This is a genomic window from Peribacillus sp. NJ4, from assembly GCF_030348345.1.
GTDB lineage: Bacteria > Bacillota > Bacilli > Bacillales > DSM-1321 > Peribacillus.
In genome coordinates, this window is sequence record NZ_JAUCFQ010000001.1 from 1,897,606 (window position 1) to 1,916,383 (window position 18,778).

At 41.6% G+C, this 18,778-nt stretch carries 18 protein-coding genes and 1 other annotated feature (1 of these 19 cut by a window edge); of the genes, 15 read left to right on the forward strand and 3 right to left on the reverse strand.

All coding sequences use genetic code 11. The features are described from left to right. Window positions 1–88 (forward strand) — a binding site (T-box leader); it begins 89 nt to the left of the window's first position. Window positions 89–188: 100 nt separating this feature from the next. The 11 genes from glyQ (at window position 189) to QUF94_RS09560 (ending at window position 12,143) form a co-directional block, all read left to right on the forward strand. Continuing rightward, window positions 189–1,085: a glycine--tRNA ligase subunit alpha gene (gene glyQ, locus QUF94_RS09510; protein ID WP_061140675.1), complete on the forward strand. Its 897-nt coding sequence runs from the start codon at window positions 189–191 to the stop codon at window positions 1,083–1,085. Then, entirely contained in the window at window positions 1,072–3,141 is a 2,070-nt protein-coding gene (glyS, locus tag QUF94_RS09515; protein WP_289315638.1) for a glycine--tRNA ligase subunit beta, read from the forward strand. Before glyQ ends, glyS begins: the two co-directional genes overlap by 14 nt. Before the next feature lie 162 nt (window positions 3,142–3,303). After that, a complete protein-coding gene (ccpN, locus tag QUF94_RS09520) occupies window positions 3,304–3,942 on the forward strand; it encodes a transcriptional regulator CcpN (protein ID WP_286182260.1) in 639 nt (212 codons plus the stop codon). A gap of 16 nt (window positions 3,943–3,958) precedes the next feature. Continuing rightward, window positions 3,959–4,780 (forward strand): pyruvate, water dikinase regulatory protein, encoded by an 822-nt coding sequence (locus QUF94_RS09525; protein WP_289315639.1) that lies wholly within the window; start codon window positions 3,959–3,961, stop codon window positions 4,778–4,780. A gap of 500 nt (window positions 4,781–5,280) precedes the next feature. Then, entirely contained in the window at window positions 5,281–5,736 is a 456-nt protein-coding gene (locus QUF94_RS09530; protein WP_289318331.1) for a YaiI/YqxD family protein, read from the forward strand. 51 nt (window positions 5,737–5,787) lie between these two features. After that, window positions 5,788–7,593, forward strand: a complete 1,806-nt coding sequence (dnaG, locus tag QUF94_RS09535; RefSeq protein ID WP_289318332.1) for a DNA primase — start codon at window positions 5,788–5,790, stop codon at window positions 7,591–7,593. A 35-nt stretch (window positions 7,594–7,628) separates the two neighbouring features. Further along, window positions 7,629–8,762 carry an RNA polymerase sigma factor RpoD gene (rpoD, locus tag QUF94_RS09540; RefSeq protein ID WP_289315640.1) on the forward strand — a complete coding sequence of 378 codons (1,134 nt, stop codon included), beginning with the start codon at window positions 7,629–7,631 and terminating at the stop codon, window positions 8,760–8,762. A gap of 207 nt (window positions 8,763–8,969) precedes the next feature. After that, window positions 8,970–9,398, forward strand: a complete 429-nt coding sequence (locus QUF94_RS09545; RefSeq protein WP_289315641.1) for a hypothetical protein — start codon at window positions 8,970–8,972, stop codon at window positions 9,396–9,398. Window positions 9,399–9,736: 338 nt separating this feature from the next. Next, window positions 9,737–10,105, forward strand: coding sequence for a cytochrome c550 (gene cccA / locus QUF94_RS09550; protein ID WP_133352846.1), 369 nt, complete (start codon window positions 9,737–9,739; stop codon window positions 10,103–10,105). A 215-nt stretch (window positions 10,106–10,320) separates the two neighbouring features. Further along, on the forward strand, window positions 10,321–11,028 hold the full coding sequence (locus QUF94_RS09555; RefSeq protein WP_289315642.1) for a tRNA (adenine(22)-N(1))-methyltransferase: 708 nt from the start codon (window positions 10,321–10,323) through the stop codon (window positions 11,026–11,028). Beyond that, window positions 11,025–12,143: a Nif3-like dinuclear metal center hexameric protein gene (locus QUF94_RS09560; RefSeq protein WP_289315643.1), complete on the forward strand. Its 1,119-nt coding sequence runs from the start codon at window positions 11,025–11,027 to the stop codon at window positions 12,141–12,143. The genes QUF94_RS09555 and QUF94_RS09560 overlap by 4 nt, the downstream gene beginning before the upstream one ends. Window positions 12,144–12,190: 47 nt before the next feature. Here QUF94_RS09560 and QUF94_RS09565 read toward each other — a convergent pair whose 3' ends face one another. Beyond that, on the reverse strand, window positions 12,191–13,135 hold the full coding sequence (locus QUF94_RS09565; RefSeq protein WP_289315644.1) for a 4-hydroxy-3-methylbut-2-enyl diphosphate reductase: 945 nt from the start codon (window positions 13,133–13,135) through the stop codon (window positions 12,191–12,193). Between the two features lie 127 nt (window positions 13,136–13,262). Next, a complete protein-coding gene (vrrA, locus tag QUF94_RS09570; RefSeq protein ID WP_289315645.1) occupies window positions 13,263–13,937 on the reverse strand; it encodes a VrrA/YqfQ family protein in 675 nt (224 codons plus the stop codon). 423 nt (window positions 13,938–14,360) lie between these two features. On the opposite strand from vrrA, the gene QUF94_RS09575 reads away from it, so the two are divergent. Both QUF94_RS09575 and QUF94_RS09580 read left to right on the forward strand, forming a co-directional pair. Further along, window positions 14,361–15,674 (forward strand): DEAD/DEAH box helicase, encoded by a 1,314-nt coding sequence (locus tag QUF94_RS09575; RefSeq protein WP_289315646.1) that lies wholly within the window; start codon window positions 14,361–14,363, stop codon window positions 15,672–15,674. Between the two features lie 12 nt (window positions 15,675–15,686). Beyond that, entirely contained in the window at window positions 15,687–16,583 is an 897-nt protein-coding gene (locus QUF94_RS09580) for a deoxyribonuclease IV (protein WP_289315647.1), read from the forward strand. Between the two features lie 86 nt (window positions 16,584–16,669). Here QUF94_RS09580 and QUF94_RS09585 read toward each other — a convergent pair whose 3' ends face one another. Continuing rightward, window positions 16,670–16,930: a DUF2624 family protein gene (locus QUF94_RS09585; protein ID WP_063233031.1), complete on the reverse strand. Its 261-nt coding sequence runs from the start codon at window positions 16,928–16,930 to the stop codon at window positions 16,670–16,672. 214 nt (window positions 16,931–17,144) lie between these two features. Between QUF94_RS09585 and QUF94_RS09590 the strand changes: the two genes are divergently transcribed. Beyond that, window positions 17,145–17,909: a metal ABC transporter ATP-binding protein gene (locus QUF94_RS09590; RefSeq protein WP_289315648.1), complete on the forward strand. Its 765-nt coding sequence runs from the start codon at window positions 17,145–17,147 to the stop codon at window positions 17,907–17,909. A gap of 21 nt (window positions 17,910–17,930) precedes the next feature. Further along, a complete protein-coding gene (locus QUF94_RS09595) occupies window positions 17,931–18,764 on the forward strand; it encodes a metal ABC transporter permease (protein WP_289315649.1) in 834 nt (277 codons plus the stop codon). The last annotated feature ends 14 nt before the right edge of the window (window positions 18,765–18,778 follow it).

The window sequence follows — 18,778 nt, forward strand, 5'->3', positions numbered from 1 at the left end:
GGGCGTTTCCGGAGCATGTTGCTTTGAAAAGAGGCCGTTTTATAAACGGCAATTAGGGTGGAACCGCGGGTATACTCTCGTCCCTATGCATTTCGCATAGGGACGGGAGTTTTTTGTTTGCCAAAATGTGAATGGGTTCCGAGCCTTTAATTTTCAAAGAGCCGTTTTAAATAACCTGGAGGTGTACGATGAATATTCAAAATATGATTTTAACGTTACAAAAGCATTGGTCTGAACAAGGCTGTATATTAATGAATGCTTATGATGTCGAGAAAGGGGCAGGAACGATGAGCCCATACACGTTCCTGAGAGCCATTGGACCTGAGCCATGGAGCGTTGCTTACGTGGAGCCATCCCGCCGTCCGGCTGACGGTCGTTATGGTGAGAATCCTAATCGACTGTATCAGCATCATCAGTTCCAAGTGATCATGAAACCCTCGCCTGACAATATCCAAGAGTTATATTTGGATTCCCTGCGTGCATTAGGGATTAATCCGCTTGAGCATGATATTCGCTTTGTGGAGGATAATTGGGAAAACCCATCACTAGGGTGTGCTGGTCTTGGTTGGGAAGTTTGGCTAGATGGAATGGAAATTACGCAATTTACATATTTCCAACAAGTGGGCGGCCTTGAATGTAAACCGGTTTCCGTGGAAATTACATACGGGATCGAACGTCTCGCCTCTTACATTCAAGATAAGGAAAACGTATTTGACCTAGAATGGACAGAAGGATTCACAGTTCGGGATATATTTGGACAGCCGGAATACGAACATTCAAAATATACATTTGAAACCTCCGACCTTGATATGCTGTTTCAACTTTTCACGATGTATGAAAAGGAAGCGCATCGCCAAATGGAAGAAGGGCTTGTACATCCTGCATATGATTATGTTTTGAAATGTTCACATACATTCAACCTTTTGGATGCGAAAGGTGCCATCTCGGTGACAGAAAGAACTGGATATATTGCCCGGTGCCGTAACCTAGCGCGTAAGGTTGCCAAAACCTTCTATGAAGAGCGGGAAAAATTAGGCTTCCCGATTCTTAAAGTGAAAGGGGAGAATACAAATGAGCAAGCGTGATTTGTTATTGGAAATTGGATTGGAAGAGCTGCCTGCCCGTTTTGTGACAGCATCCATGAAACAGTTGTCAGATAAAGTGCAGCAATGGCTAACGGAAAAAGCGATTGATTTCGGAACGGTTGAAGCCTTTTCCACACCAAGACGTTTGGCCATATTGGTGAAAGACGTGGAAGAATCACAAAAGGATATCGAAGAAGAAGCAAAAGGACCGGCTAAGAAAATCGCTTTGGACAGCGAAGGCAACTGGTCTAAAGCCGCATTGGGATTCGTCAGGGGCCAAGGCATGACTTCAGAGGATATTTATTTTAAAGAACTCAAGGGTGTGGAATATGCCCATGTGAATAAATTCATAAAAGGACAGCAGACTGTTCAGCTTTTATCCGAGCTGCAGGAAATCATCAGTGGTATGACGTTCCCGAAAAATATGCGCTGGGCCAATCAAGAGCTCCGCTTCGTCCGTCCGATTAAATGGCTGATTGCCTTATTCGGGAATGACGTAGTGCCATTTAGCATCGCTGATGTGGAAACGGGCCGTGAAACAAAGGGACACCGTTTCTTGGGCGATAGCTCAATCATCGAGCAGCCGGATCAGTACGAAGAAACGTTAAAAGAACAATTTGTAATGGCGGATCCAGATAAACGCCGTCAAGTTATTTTAGATCAGATTAATGGGCTTGAGCAGGAAAAGGGCTGGATCATCCCAGTCGATGAAGAACTGCTTGAAGAAGTGAATAATTTAGTAGAGTATCCAACGGTGTTATTTGGACAATTTGAGGAAGAATTCCTTGAGCTTCCAGCAGAGGTATTGATCACATCAATGAAGGAACACCAACGTTATTTCCCTGTTAAAGATCAGGACGGGAAGTTGCTTGCTTTCTTTGTAACCGTACGTAACGGGGACGATCGCCATTTGGATAAGGTTTCTAAAGGAAATGAAAAAGTCTTGCGAGCCCGACTATCGGATGCAGCATTCTTCTATAAAGAAGATCAGAAAAAAGGGATTTCGGAAGCTTTGAAAAAGTTGGACAGCATCGTTTATCATGAAGAAATTGGTACATTGGCCGAGAAAGCTGCCCGGGTAACTGCAGTGACCGGTGCCCTTGCTGATGCTTTGAATTTAAAGGCAGAAAAAGAAATGGCGCTTCGTACAGCAGAAATTGCCAAGTTCGATTTGGTGAGTCATATGGTTTATGAATTCCCTGAATTGCAAGGGTATATGGGTGAAAAATATGCGCTCCTAAAAGGAGAAGCCAAGGAAGTGGCCGCGGCTATCAATGAACACTATATGCCAAGGCATGCGGATGACAATGTGCCGCCTTCAGTCATTGGAGCGGTTGTGAGTTTAGCTGAAAAAATTGATACTTTGGCTTCATTCTTTGCTATTGGCGTCATTCCGACAGGTTCCCAGGATCCATACGCTTTAAGAAGGCAGGCGAGCGGTGTCGTTCAAATTCTAGCTGAGAAGAAATGGAATATCCCTTTAGAGGAGCTTATTGTTTTAGGCCTTAAAGGACTTGAATCAAAAGGCATCTTAAAACGTGAACTTGAGGAAGTTAAAGCGGATATGTTCACATTCTTTAAAGCCCGTGTCAAACACCTACTGCAAGAACAGCAAATCCGTTACGATTTGATTGACGCAGTTCTGTTAAATGAGATCGGTTATATCCATTCCATCGTGGAACGGGCACACGTCTTGGATGCTAAAAAAGACGAAGAAGGCTTTAAAGAAAGCCTGGAAGCTTTGAGTCGCGTCATGAACATTGCAGTAAAATGTGACAATAAAGTGACGGTCGACCCTAGTGCCTTTGAAAATGATCAAGAAACAGCGCTATACGAAAAATTCCAAAAAGTAGCCATGCGTTATACTGAATCTAAAGACGAGAATGAGCGCTTTGAACAGCTTGTTTCGCTCCAAACGGAAATAGAGTCATATTTCGAGAATACAATGGTCATGGCGGATGATGCAGCAATCCGTAATAACCGTTTATCCCTTATGAAGGAAATCAGTGATTTGATTGCAGGCTTTGCTGCCATGAATAAAATCATCCTTTCATAATTGAAAGGATGTATGGAAATCGGAAACACTTTAAATAAGGGTTTCCGATTTCTTAAAAAGATAAATGGTCAATAAATAGGACAAACATGCCCTTATTAAATAATTTAGTATATAATTATTAAATGAATAACTTTTGTTACTTTACTCTGCGAAAGCAGTGGGGTGGTGATTATAATCCAACTGAATAAGCGTCAGGAACATATTTTACAAATTGTAAAAGAGAACGGACCGATTACTGGAGAACATATTGCCGATAGATTGAACCTTACCAGGGCGACCCTTCGTCCAGATCTAGCCATTTTAACGATGGCAGGTTTTCTTGATGCCAGGCCGCGGGTGGGGTATTTCTATACAGGCAGGTCAGGAACACAGCTTTTGACCGACAGCCTTAACCATCTTTATGTACGAGACTACCAATCGATCCCTGTCGTTGTTGACGAGGGCATTTCCGTATATGATGCAATCGTCATGATGTTTTTAGAAGATGTCGGGACCATGTTCGTCGTCGATAAGCACGCATTGCTTGTCGGTGTCTTATCAAGGAAAGACTTGTTGCGTGCGAGTATTGGGAAACAAGAGCTTAACTCCATTCCAGTCAATATCATCATGACCAGGATGCCCAATATTACAATGTGTTCAAAAGAAGACCTTTTGATTGATGTTGCCAAAAAATTGATAGATAAACAAATCGACTCATTACCGGTCGTCAAAGACACAGAAAAAGGCTATGAAGTAATTGGAAGAATTACAAAAACCAATATAACGAAAGCATTCGTAGCTTTGGCTGATGAAGGCTATTAGGGGGCTTGCAAAAGGAATGACGGAGAAAATGAACGGTTCTATTATATATGTTGTATCGGATTCAGTAGGGGAAACAGCGGAATTGGTTACAAAAGCAGCTGCAAGCCAATTCTCGGGATCTGCTTTTTCCATTAAGCGAATCCCGTATATTGAAGATGAACAAAACGTGGATGAAGTAATTTCACTGGCTAAATTGGATGGGGCGATCATTGCTTACACCCTTGTGAAGCCAGCTATTAGAGCGTATATGAAAGCACAGGTCGAAAAAGAAAACCTGTCTGCTTATGACATTTTAGGGCCGCTCATGGACATACTTCAGGAAAGGGCACCAAAAGGCCCGCTTAATGAGCCTGGTCTGGTAAGAAAACTGGATGATGATTATTTCAAGCGTGTTGAAGCTATTGAATTTGCGGTAAAATATGATGATGGACGTGACCCTCGAGGCATTTTACGTGCTGATATCGTCCTTGTGGGTGTTTCACGCACTTCAAAAACACCATTATCACAGTATTTAGCCCATAAACGCTATAAGGTGGCGAATGTACCTCTAGTGCCTGAGGTGGAACCTCCAGAAGAGCTGTTCCTGGTACCTCCTGAAAAATGCATTGGTCTAAAGATCAGTCCGGAAAAGCTGAACCATATTCGCAAAGAACGATTAAAGTCACTCGGGCTCAATGACCATGCGATTTACGCAAATGTTGAGCGCATAAAAGAAGAATTGACATACTTTGATAAAATCATATCAAGGTTGAACTGTCCAATTATTGATGTGACCAATAAAGCTGTTGAAGAAACAGCCAACTTGATTATCAATATTCTTCAAAACAAAGATCGTTGATCCTTATAATTAAGGCAAACAAAATGTGAGCTAGACACTTTAAGTGTCGGCTCACATTTTAATGCAAAGGTCAAAAAAGGGAATATCAAGAATAAGTTGAAAATAATTACATATAATTCCTTTTGGATTCCAAATGTTAACCGTTGATTTGCATGAAAACATAACCGGAATTTAAATGTTGGCATCTTCTAAACAAATAGACTATAATAAAAAATTGTGAGAAAAAAGTAATCTTAAGGTTTAGACTTAATTAATAAGGAATAAACTAAAGGTTAATGAGATGTCAAGGTTTTTATCATAAAAATAATTCGACATGTTCCGTATAATTCAAAATGGGCTTGCCCTATTCAAGGCAAAAGAGGCGCTTTCACTTAAATAAGCAGGTATAATGTTGGCACTATTAAAGGGAACACTTGTGAGCTAATGCTGAAAATTCACTATATCTTCATAAAGTTTAGGGGAGAAAAAGGATTATGCAGAAAGATGTAGAATTAGAAGGTATGAATAATAAACCTACCATACACGTCGATGCCGATGCATGCCCGGTGAAAGACGAGATCCTTCATTGTGCAGGTTTGCACGATGTCGAAGTCTGTTTTGTTGCATCATATAAAAATATGATGAATAACCCTGAAGGTAAATGGGTTTATGTCGATGCAGACAAAGAAGCGGCAGATCTTTATATTGTAAACTCAGTAAAAAAGGGTGATATTGTCGTTACTGCGGACATTGGTTTGGCTGGGACCCTGCTTCCTAAAAGCGTTTATGTTCTTTCCCCAAGGGGAAAAGAATACACAGACGAGAATATTTTCATGCTCTTGGACATGCGTTATCAGTCGGCGAAACTCCGCAGGCAGGGTAAACATACCAAAGGGCCGAAAGCATTCACAAAGGAAGATCGTACATGTTTTACAAATAAACTTTTGAAAACTTTGTCGAACTTTGCAGGGGATTAGGAAACAGTATCGAATTAGAAACTATCACCAATATTGCAAGGTGGAAAAATGATAAATGGCCGTATAGAAGATGAGAAAATTAACCAAATTCGCGAAGCTGTTGACATTGTTGATTTAATTGGGGAGTATGTCCAGCTGAAGAAGCAAGGACGCAATTATTTTGGCCTTTGCCCTTTTCATGGTGAGAACTCTCCCTCGTTTTCCGTTTCAACGGAAAAACAAATCTTCCACTGTTTTGGTTGTGGGGCAGGCGGGAATATTTTTACCTTCTTGATGGATATAGAAGGCTACAACTTTGTGGAATCTGCAAAAGTTTTAGCTGAAAAAGGAAATGTTCCTTTGGATGTTGAAATGAATAAGGATTCCAAGCGTTCTAACATGCCCGCAGGATCGCAGCAAATGGTTGAAGCCCATGATCTGCTGCGGAAGTTTTATCATCATCTCCTCGTTAATACGAAGGAGGGGCAGGATGCCCTCGAATATTTACTTAAACGCGGGTTTACTGAAGAGACGATAGAGAAGTTCCAAATTGGCTACTCTTTGGATTCATGGGACTTCGTGTCCAAGTTTCTTTTAAAACGTGGTTTTCCAGCGGAATACATGGAGCAGGCAGGGCTTATTATCTACAGGGAAAAAGACGAGTCATATTTTGACCGTTTCAGAAATAGAGTCATGTTTCCAATTATGGATCATCAAGGAAATACGATTGCGTTTTCAGGGAGAGCGATGGGGGACGATGAGCCCAAATATTTGAATAGTCCTGAAACGCCAATCTTTAATAAAAGTAAAACTTTATATAATTTCCATCATGCAAGACCTCACATACGAAAGAAAGAACAAGTAGTCATTTTTGAAGGCTTTGCCGATTGCATTTCAGCTGTTCGAGCAGGGGTAGAGAATTCGGTCGCTACAATGGGGACTGCCCTGACGGACCAGCATATCCAGCTTTTAAAAAGAAATACTGATCAGATACTTATTTGCTACGATTCGGACTCTGCGGGATTGAATGCAGCCAATCGTGCAGTTAATATGCTTCAGGACCATGAGTTTTCCGTGAAAGTCGCTCTCATGCCTGATAAGATGGACCCCGATGACTACATAAAGGAATTCGGTGAAAAAAGCTTTGTTTCTGAAGTAATAGGGGCCAGTTTAACCTACATGGCATTCAAAATGCATTATTTGCGTCGAGGGAAAAATGTAAATAATGAAGGAGATCGAATTCAATATATCGAAGAAGTCCTTAAAGAAATTTCGCGATTGCCCAATGCAGTGGAGAGGGATCATTATCTCCGGCAGTTATCCTCTGAATTTTCCCTATCATTGGATGCGCTGGAACAGCAGCAGCGACAGGTGTTCTTTACGGAACGCAAGAAGGGAACACTGCCGCAGCCCGCAACCCAAAAGAAAATGGCCCTGCAATATGAGCATAAGTTAAAGCCTGCTCATCATAATGCTGAAACGAAGTTGATTGCCCATATGCTAAAAAGCAGGGATATGACTTTCAAAATTCAGCAGTTGCTTGGGCAAACGGCCTTTCATGTAGACGAACATCAGGCAATCATCACCTATTTATATGCGTTCTATGAAGATGGACACGAACCGGATACAAGCTTTTTCCTTACTTATTTACCGGATCCAAACTTGAGAAGGATCGTTTCGGAAATAGAAATGATGTCAGTGAATGAGGAAGTTACCGATAAAGAACTGACCGATTGTATAAATCAAGTGTTGAAATATGAAAAGTTGTTAAAGATAAAAGAAAAACAAGTTGAAGAAAAAGATGCAGTGAGACGAAGTGATTATGTCACTGCTGCACAAATAGCCATGGAAATAATTAAATTGCGTAAAATGTTGTAGTCGTTTAGGTGTAAGTCCTGGAAGGAGGGGAACTAATGGCTGAAAAACCAGCACGTTCCAAACAAGTTGATAATGAATTTAGCCTTGAACAGGTGAAAGAAAAATTAATAGAGCTAGGTAAAAAACGAGGCTCTTTGACTTTAGAAAAAATCGCAGAAATGATTGGCGGTTTTGAGTTAGATTCCGATCAAATGGATGAGTTCTATGAGGTGTTAACAGAAAACAGTGTCGAAATACTCACGGATGGTGAGGAAGACGATGATGAAGATGATCCTGATGAGAAGAAACTTGCAAAAGAAGAAGAGTTTGACTTAAATGATTTAAGTGTTCCTCCCGGCGTTAAAATTAATGACCCGGTCCGTATGTATTTAAAGGAAATTGGACGGGTAGACCTTTTATCGGCAGAAGAGGAAATTTCTCTGGCTACTCGAATTGAAGATGGGGATGAAGAAGCGAAACGCCGTTTGGCTGAAGCTAACCTTCGTCTTGTTGTCAGTATTGCCAAGCGCTATGTCGGACGAGGAATGCTTTTCCTTGATTTGATTCAGGAAGGTAATATGGGACTTATCAAAGCGGTGGAAAAATTCGATTACCGCAAGGGATTCAAATTCAGTACCTATGCAACATGGTGGATTCGCCAAGCCATAACCCGTGCCATTGCCGACCAAGCAAGAACGATCCGGATACCGGTGCATATGGTGGAAACCATCAATAAATTGATCCGTGTCCAAAGACAGCTACTTCAGGATTTAGGACGTGAACCTTCTCCGGAAGAAATTGCGGAGGATATGGACTTAACTCCTGAAAAAGTTCGTGAAATCTTGAAAATAGCTCAGGAGCCTGTTTCCCTGGAAACGCCAATAGGTGAAGAAGACGATTCCCATTTAGGTGATTTCATTGAAGATCAGGATGCGACTTCGCCATCGGAACATGCAGCATATGAACTATTGAAAGAACAGCTTGAAGACGTATTGGATACTCTTACTGATCGTGAAGAGAACGTCTTGAGACTCCGCTTTGGACTTGATGATGGCCGCACTCGGACACTTGAAGAGGTAGGTAAAGTGTTTGGAGTCACCCGCGAGCGTATCCGTCAAATCGAAGCGAAGGCGTTACGTAAACTGAGGCATCCAAGCCGCAGCAAACGCTTGAAAGATTTCTTGGAATAAAATATATAAGCCCTTAACAGAGCCCTCTTTGAATGCCCAGCGTTCGGGAGTGGCTTTTTTTTTACGATCCGATGTAAAATTATCCATGTAAAAACAAAATTTATCCAGTTATCTATATAATGGAGATCTGTTTAACACGATAACTGAGTATCCACAACTTAGGCCAAGGTCCGTTAAAAAAGAAATGATCGCAAGGATGTGAAATTCATGGATGAGATGAGAAAGAAAATCATCATTAAAGAAATAAACTCCTGGAAGGAAAGTCGTATGCTTCCGGAGCAATATTGTAATTACCTGCTTGCATTATACCGTCAAGGTGAACTGCCACCATCAAATTCTAAAAACACCGGGAGCGATAAAAAGGACATTTTTTCCGGGCTGTCGATTGGGGCTCTTTTTGCATTTATTGTATTTTTGAATTATTTTACTGAAATACCCATAAGAATGCAAATGCTTATGACAACAATTTTAATCATTATCTTTGGACTGGCGGTCCGCCGCTTTATAGGCAGGAAAATCATTTTTCAAATGGCATTGATGGGAATGGCACTATCCTTGCTTTTATTAACAGTCAGTTTGGCTGAATTCCATGGCACCCGGCAAAGTGGGCATCCTTTATGTTTTCTTGTTCATTAATTGCGGACTCTGGATTTTAATGGGCAAAAAACTGAAGCTACTCCATTTCTTCCTGGCGGGAAGCTTGGGGGCAATGGTCACTCTTTACTTTTTATTAATATAATTTAAGGACGAGCAAACGGTTTTAAATAATGAATTTAGGGTATTATGAAACATATGTAAGAAAAAGTAAAATTGTTTGGAAATATACATAAGTTTTTGACAATTTTAAGAAATTATATAATATCTTCTATTTTTGGGCTTTTACTTGAAACTCTTTTCAAGTAAAATAATATATAGCTGTTTGTATATAATATTAAATATGGTAAGTTTAGGTTCTACATAGGGGAGGAAATACTATGAATCGCAATCCAGTAATGCCTTTTATTATTATCATGGTTTTTGGTATTGGACTTATGTTTTTACTTTCGTTTAAAGGTTTGGGTGATGCCAAAGATCTTGCTAAGGAAAAAGAGGGCGGCGAAAAGACAGAAGAAACAGAAAGTGCCTCTGCATCACCTGAGGACATTTATAAGCAAAACTGTATCTCTTGTCATGGTGACGCCTATCAAGGCGGTGTCGGACCGGCTCTAAAAGGAGTTAGCGATCGACTGTCGGTCGACGAGGTTAAAGACGTGATCACTAATGGACGGGGTGCCATGCCACCAGGCTTAGTCGAAGAACAGAACATTGACGCCATGGCCGAATATATTCATGGACTGAAATAATTCACGAAACTGACTCAAGAAATCGTTGGAAGGCGAATTTTTGAGTCAGTTTTCTTTTATTCCAAAAAGGAAGATTCCGGATGGAAGGTTCCCTTTGCCCAGTGATAGAAAGACCCATGTTTCTCCTTCCTGTAATTTTTCGATTGAACTTGGTATAATCGAATGGGAAACTAATTATATGCAAGACATTATTTGAATTAAGAGAGTTGATAAATATGAATCATGAGAAACTATCGATGAGATTAGAACGTGTTGCCATACATATACCAAAAGGAAGTATCCTTGCAGATATAGGGTCCGACCATGCTTACTTGCCGTGCTATGCGGTGACTAACGGCCTGTGTGACAGTGCTATAGCCGGTGAGGTTGTAGAAGGGCCCTATCAGTCAGCCCGCAAGCAAGTGGCCATAACGGGGCTCGGGGACAAGATAGAGGTACGTAAAGGAGACGGGCTTGAAGTATTGAATCCCAATGAAGCGACATGCATTACGATAGCAGGCATGGGAGGGACTTTAATATCAAGTATATTGGAAAGCGGAAAAGGAAAACTCGGCAAGGCGGAAAGGCTTATCCTTCAGCCTAATGTCGGTGCAGCGAATGTCCGCAGCTGGCTAATCGATAACGGCTGGGAACTTAGTGGAGAGGAAATCCTTGAGGAAGATGGGAAAATCTACGAAATCTTAATTGCTGAAAAAGGGGACCCGCTTCGCCCTTATCGTGTAAACATGCAAACCGGCCTGATTTTCGGTCCTTACTTAAGAAAGCAATTCAGTGACATTTTCATAAAAAAATGGCAGCTTGAGAAAAAACATTTGGAAAGAATCATCGAACAATTGGATGAAAGCGGACGAAGCGGATTGGAAACGAAACGCAATGAATTAAAATCCCAAATTTCCGTAATTGAGGAGGTGCTTAAAGGTTGAAGACAGTAAATGGTCACAAAATCATTGAAATGTTTGAACAATTCTCCCCGAAGCAATATGCAATGGAGGGAGATCCTATCGGTTTGCATGTCGGGCAGCTGAATAAGCCGGTTACTAAAGTGATGATTGCCCTTGATGTATTGGAAGAGGTTGTGGACGAAGCGATAGAACATGGCGTGGAATTAATCATCGCTCATCACCCGCTTATATACCGACCATTGAAAAGAATCGATACAATGGCTGCTGGAGGCCGGATCATCGAAAAGCTGATCAAACATGATATCGCTGTTTATGCTGCACATACCAATCTGGATGTAGCTAAGGGTGGAGTAAATGATTTACTTGCCGAAGCGCTCCAATTGCAGGACACAGAAGTATTGGTTCCTACTTACGAGACGGCCCTAAAAAAATTGGTCGTATATGTTCCGGAGGCCGATGAACAAAAGGTGAGGGAAGCCTTAGGTAAGGCAGGTGCCGGAGCAATCGGGGATTACAGCCAGTGTTCGTTTTCTGGAAAAGGTACAGGACGCTTCCTGCCAGGTGAAGGCAGTGAACCGGTAATCGGCTCCAAAGGAAAGCTTGAAGCGGTAGCGGAAATGCGGGTTGAGATGATATTCCCGGAAAATATCGAGAAGAAAGTGCTTGCTGCGATGATTAAAGCCCATCCATATGAGGAAGTTGCTCACGATATATATAAACTGGAGAATAAAGGGGAGTCACTTGGCTTAGGAAAGATTGGTGTACTTGCTGAAGAAATGACACTTGAACAGTTTGCTGAACATGTGAAGCGGACACTTGATGTGGAAAAGGTACGTGTCGTTGGAGATTTGCAAAGCCCGATAAAAAAAGTGGCCGTGTTGGGCGGAGACGGGAATAAATACTTTACGACGGCAAAATTCAAGGGTGCTGATGTATATGTTACAGGTGATATGTATTACCATACAGCCCATGACGCGATGATGATTGGCTTGAATATTGTGGACCCAGGCCACAATGTTGAAAAGGTGATGAAAAAAGGTGTGGCACGAATCCTTGAAGAAATGTGTCGCGAAAAGAATTACGATGTGGAATTCATTCCATCCCAGCTGAATACAGACCCTTTCCGCTTCATTTAAATAACACGAAAAAAGGCAGCCATAGTGGCTGCCTTTTCTTGTGTGTATCATTTCTTCACTTTAATCTTAGGTAAAATTTTATGCAATGGCGTTTTCTTTTCGGTATTCCAAGTCAATTCATCATTTGCTTCATATTGCTCTAGAAAAGCGATAACTTCCTTCGTTATCGGAGTTGGTGTAGAAGCCCCGGAAGTGACTGCAACCGTTTCTGCATCCTTTAGCCATTCAAGGTTCAGCTCGGAAATGTCAGCGATGCGATAAGCTCTCGTGCTGGCAATTTCTTCGGATACTTGTGCAAGGCGGTTTGAATTATTACTCTTGGGATCTCCGACGACGATTAAAACATCAGCTTCGCCTGCTTGCTGGGCAACCGCTTCTTGGCGTACCTGTGTCGCTAAACAAATTTCCTTATGGACTTCGGCATGTGGGAATTTTTCCTTAACCTTATCCATGATATCCAAAACATCCCATTGGCTCATCGTTGTTTGATTGGTCACAATGATCTTATCACTATTCAATTTCAAGGCTTCAACATCTTCATCCTTTTGAACCAGGTGTACGACATCGGGTGCAACTCCGACTGCGCCCTCAGGTTCCGGATGGCCTTTCTTGCCAATATAAATAATTTGATAACCTTCAGCTTCTTTTTCCCGAATTAAGTCATGAGTTGCGGTAACATCGGGACACGTTGCATCAAGCGTAACAAGACCTTTTTTCTCAGCGATCTTCCTAATCTCAGGGGAAACGCCGTGAGCAGTGAAGATGACGGTTCCGCTGTCCACCTGTTCAATGATATCGTTACGGTTACTGCCATCCAACGTGATGATGCCTTCCTCTTCAAACGCATCAGTCACATGTTTGTTATGCACGATCATTCCTAAAATGTAAATGGGGCGTGGCAAGGTTTTATCTAAAGCCGCATTTCGGGCGATGACCATGGCATCGACAACGCCATAACAATAGCCGCGCGGGGAAATTTTAATCACTTTCATCTATGTGTCCTCCTTCAAGGCAAGAAACTCTCACTTTTTATACCTTTCTATTATATAAGACCATAGATGATATTACAAAACATCCTATTTGCATAAATTCGGTTACTGGTAAAAATTTTTTATAACTTTAAATATAAAGCTTTGGACCGGATGACCTTTCCCTTTTGGTATTGTTACGAACTTGGGCGATGGGTTTAGCTTTTTCTTTTTTCTTCGAATCGGTTTTTACCTCACTGTTTTTTACCTCTACATTAGGCCCGCTTTCAACGGAAGTTTCCTGGTCACCGGTATCACCGGCTGACGATATGCTCCGGAAAACTTTCCACATTGAAGGCAGGTTTTTAATCACTGGTCCGTATTGTTCCACCATAGGGGTGAATTGTTCGGCTGCCTGCAGCACCTTTTGCGTATTGGAAAGCATATTGTTCAGGGAATCGGGGTTTTTTAGTGTTTCTAAGATACCGCCTCCGCTGCTTCTTGAAGAACTTTGGTTAGTGGAACCAGCTGGAGCAAACAAGTTAGGCGAACCAGCTTTTTGTTTTGACTTACCGAGTATCTTTGACAATAGCCCTTCCTTCTTTGCAGGCGGCATTTCCTGGCGCTGCGGTTGGGTGAAAGGACCTCGGAAACCTTGCGGTCCCTGTGGCCCCTGCGGTCTGTTTTGTATAATTGGCCGCCGCATCTGCTGATAAGGGTGGGGGATTTGTGGTGTTTGCCTGAATGGAGCAGGGAGCTGTTGCATCCTTCGACCATTGGGTGGCTGAAAACCGGGTCCGAATTGACGATTTCTATCTGGGAACATGGGTTTCACCTCCTCTATTTTATTATGCTGGTGTATTCTTCTATATAAAATATGCAGCTCGACAAAAAAGGTTTGAGGAAAGAGTGACTGGGCAGTTGTGAAGTGACCGGAAAGAAGGTAAGATGGTAACGGTAGTCTTTTAGCTCCATGTCTGCGGGGGATACGCTATGACCAGGACAGGGGCTTTTCGTTTGCAAGAGTCCATCTTAAGAGAACTAACCTCAGCGCTTGCGCTTTTTGTATAATCCAGCTTCAGCGCCCAGCTCGTTGTGAAAAAGATGATGGACCACATAAGGCAAAAGAGTGCCTTATGGGTCAATCCCTATTTTCTTCACGAGCAACCCAGGCGCTTGCGCTTTTTGTATAAAATTTATTATAATAACAGGACATGTCTAATGACTGACAGGATAAAGGAGTTTTTTGATGAAACAAAACCAATTTGAACGATTTAATTTGAAAAGCTACATTCTAGATGCGGTTCGTACTTTAGGGTTCGATAAGCCGACGGAAATTCAAGAGCGCGTGCTTCCGTCGCTTTTAAAGGGAAGTAGCTTAATTGGACAGTCGCAGACAGGTACAGGAAAGACACATTCCTATTTGCTGCCGATTATGAACAAGCTTGATGCTGGTAAAAATGAGGTTCAAGCGATTATTTCCGCACCAACCCGTGAGTTAGCGAACCAAATCTACAAAGAAGCTTTGAAAATTGCCGACCATTTCCCTGAGGATGAGCAGATTCAAGTCCGTTGTTTCATCGGTGGTACTGATAAACAGCGAATGATTGATAAATTGAAGACACAACCTCAACTGGTAATCGGTACGCCAGGCCGGATCAAGGATTTGGTTGAAGCTCAGGCACTTCAAGTGTATACAGCAAAAATGCTTGTAGTAGATGAAGCGGACCTTATGCTAGACATGGGATTCCTTGAAGATGTCGATGTATTTGCATCACGTATGGCTGAAAAAATTCAAATGCTTGTCTTTTCGGCAACCATCCCGGAAAAATTAAAGCCGTTTTTGAATAAATATATGGAGAACCCAAAGTATGTTCAAGTGAATCCCAAGCAGGCGACCGCTGCGAAAATTGAACATGTTCTGGTGCCGCTTCGCCACCGAAACAGAGAGCAGTTACTTCATGATATTATCGTTCGATATAATCCATATTTGGCGATTGTTTTCACGAATACAAAAAAAATGGCGGATCATGTGGCGAATTCCTTGATCGAAAAAGGGTTGAATGTCGGTCGTATTCATGGGGATTTAACGCCTCGTGAGCGTAAAAAAATGATGAAGCAAATCAATGATTTGGAGTATCAATTCATTGTTGCTACAGATCTGGCTTCCCGTGGAATCGATATTGAAGGTGTAAGTCATATCATAAACTATGAATTGCCTTCAGATTTGGATTTTTACATCCATAGGACGGGAAGGACGGCTCGTGCAGGATATTCCGGCATTGCCACTACCATTTATAATACATCCGATGAAGATTCATTGAACCGCCTTGAAAAAATGGGCATTGAATTCCGTGATGCCGATATCCAAAACGGTGATTGGGTTGATATCGATGAACGTAATAAACGGAAAAACCGTAAAAAACAAAAATCTGATATCGATGTTAAAGCGAGCAGGCACGTCAAGAAGCCAACTAAAGTCAAGCCAGGTTACAAAAAGAAAATTCAACGTGATGTGGAAAACTTTAAAAAACGTGAACGTCGTATACAGAGAAAGAAATAAGGGAGAAATCAGATGCTGAAGATTGGATCGCATGTTTCAATGAGCGGGAAAAATATGCTTCTTGCTGCGAGTCAAGAAGCGGCTTCATATGGCTCCAACACATTCATGATCTATACGGGGGCCCCTCAAAATACAAGACGTAAAAAAATCGAGGATTTAAATATCGAAGCCGGAAGACTGCATATGGAGGAGAATGGAATCAGTGATATCGTAGTCCATGCCCCGTATATCATCAATATAGGAAATACTACGAATCCAGCCACATACGAGCTGGGAGTCAACTTCTTACGTAGCGAAATCGATCGGACCGAAGCGATTGGTGCAAGGCAGATCGTACTTCATCCAGGTGCTCATGTTGGTGCAGGCAGTGAACTGGGCATCAAGAGAATCATCGAGGGATTGAATGAAGTGCTTACCGCTGACGATAAAGTTCAGATTGCCCTTGAAACGATGGCGGGTAAAGGTACTGAGTGTGGCAGGTCTTTCGAGGAGTTAGCGATGATCATTGATGGTGTGACCCATAATGAAAAATTATCGGTATGCTTCGATACTTGCCATACTCACGATGCAGGATATAATATCATTGAGGATTTTGATGGCGTACTGAATGAATTTGATAAATTGGTCGGTATTGAACGCATCAAGGTACTTCATATAAACGATAGCAAAAACGAACGCGGCATGCGTAAAGACCGCCATGAAAACATAGGATTTGGTCATATCGGTTTTAAAGCGTTGAATGATATTGTCCACCATCCGCAATTAAGCACTGTTCCAAAAATCTTGGAAACACCTTATGTGGGGGAAGACAAGAAAGACAAAAAGGCACCTTATAAATTTGAAATAGATATGTTCAAGAATAATCAATTTGAAGAAGATTTATTGGAAAAGATCAGATTCCAACAATAATCATAATAGAAAGGGACGATTCATCTTTATTTTGATGAATCGTCCTTTCATTTTACATTGGTTTAAGTATGCCGTTCTAAGATCCTTTAAAAGGTGGAAGTAAGGTTGTTAAATAGGGATTCTATTTCCCTCGCTGTGCTTGCACCGGCAACTTTTGTAATTTGACCAAGTACGTTCTGTCTTTGACGAATATCAAAAATGTTAATATTTTTACCTGCTAGAAGTGCAGTGATATCCTGTGCTTGCTTTTGGGTGAGTGCAACCTTGTGCTGCTTAGCAAGGGAAAGCAGTTCATCTGGGCGTATGCTGTTGATTTTATGATTGACCATCATTTCAAATAATTTCAAACGATCTCCTCCTTTGTTAAAACATATGAAGGAGGAAGACGTATGTGAACATGAAACTTTGTTTGATTTGCGGGAATTTGGTTTCGCTAACGTTTTTTGGTGGTTCTGGGCGGATGGGCACTTGTTTTGAGGACCGGATTCTTTACATCTGGACTTCTTTGATTTATACTAACGATTGTTAATCGTAATGATTCTTAAAAAATAGGTGATCTCTTTGGATAATGTAGTAAACCCCATAGTTAAATTAGAAGATATATCTTACAAATATACAAAAGATCTAGTGCTGGAACATGTTTCGCTTGAAATTCCTAGAGGTGCCTTCTTAGCTATCGTCGGGCCGAATGGATCCGGTAAGTCAACACTTTTGAAATTGCTGCTTGGTCTGTTCAAGCTTCAAAAGGGAAAAATTGAAATATTCGGGGAAGACATACGACGATTTAAAGATTGGCAAAAGGTCGGGTTCGTTTCCCAAAAGGCGAACTCCTTCAACTCTGGATTCCCTGCCACTGTCTTTGAAGTGGTTCAAAGCGGTTTGACCAAAAAAATAGGATTATTCAAGTTTGCTGGTAAAGAGGATAAGCAAAAGGTGAAGAAGGCCTTGGAATCAGTGGACATGCTTGAATATCAGAACCGCAATATCGGAGAATTGTCCGGAGGGCAGCAACAGAGGGTATTCATTGCCCGTTCACTGGTCAGCGAGCCGGAATTGATGATATTGGATGAGCCCACGGTTGGCGTTGATTCAAAGAACGTCCACCAATTTTATGAAATGCTTGAGATGTTGAATAAAAAATTAGGAATAACCCTGATTTTAGTAACCCATGATGTTGGTACTGTGACCGATAAAGTCACACATGTCGCCTGCTTAAATAAAAAGCTTCATTTTCACGGGGATGCCTGTGAATATAATGAGTTGAATGAAGGCGAGCTCTCGTCCATTTATGGACATGGGGTCCAATTTTTAAATCATGATCATTAATATGTTTTGGAGGATAGCCCAATGATATCGGGGATATTGCAATTTGAATTTTTGCAGAACGCATTCTTGACCGGAATCATCATCGGAGCGATTGCGCCATTAGTGGGCGTTTTTGTCGTGGTAAGGCGGATGTCGATGATTTCCGATGCGCTCAGTCATGTAGCGCTTGCTGGTATAGCGTTTAGTTTACTGCTTCAGAAGAGCTTTCTATCTCTAGCAGGATTGAATCCACTTTATATAGGGATGGCTTTTTCTGTAGGTGGTTCATTATTCATTGAAAAATTAAGAGGGGTTTACAAGCATTACCAAGAGCTTGCAATCCCGATCATAATGTCCGGCGGCATGGGTCTTAGTGTCATTTTCATATCCATTGCAGATGGTTTCAATACGGATTTATATAGTTATTTATTCGGCAGTGTAAGTGCCGTCAGCCGGGCGGACTTGTATGTCATATTGGCAGTGGGGATAGTAGTTGCCTTGATGCTAACCCTCTTGTATAAAGAATTATTTCTGTTATCTTTTGATGAAGAGCACGCGAAAGCGTCCGGAATACCTTATAAAGCCATTCATTTTATTTTCATTGTCATGGTCGCATTGGTCATTGCCGCTTCCATGAAAATAATTGGCATATTACTGGTTTCTTCGCTCATGACGCTCCCGGTAGCAGCTAGTCTCCGCTTTGCGAAGGGCTTTAAGCAGATGATTGTTTTTTCGGTATTATTCGGTGAAATATCTGTCATAGGCGGATTGTTTTTATCATACAACCTTGATCTCGCTCCTGGTGGGACCATTGTAATAATAGCTGTGCTAATTCTCATCTTGTCAATTTTGTTTGATAAGTGGAAAAATCGATAGATGGGGTGATTTTT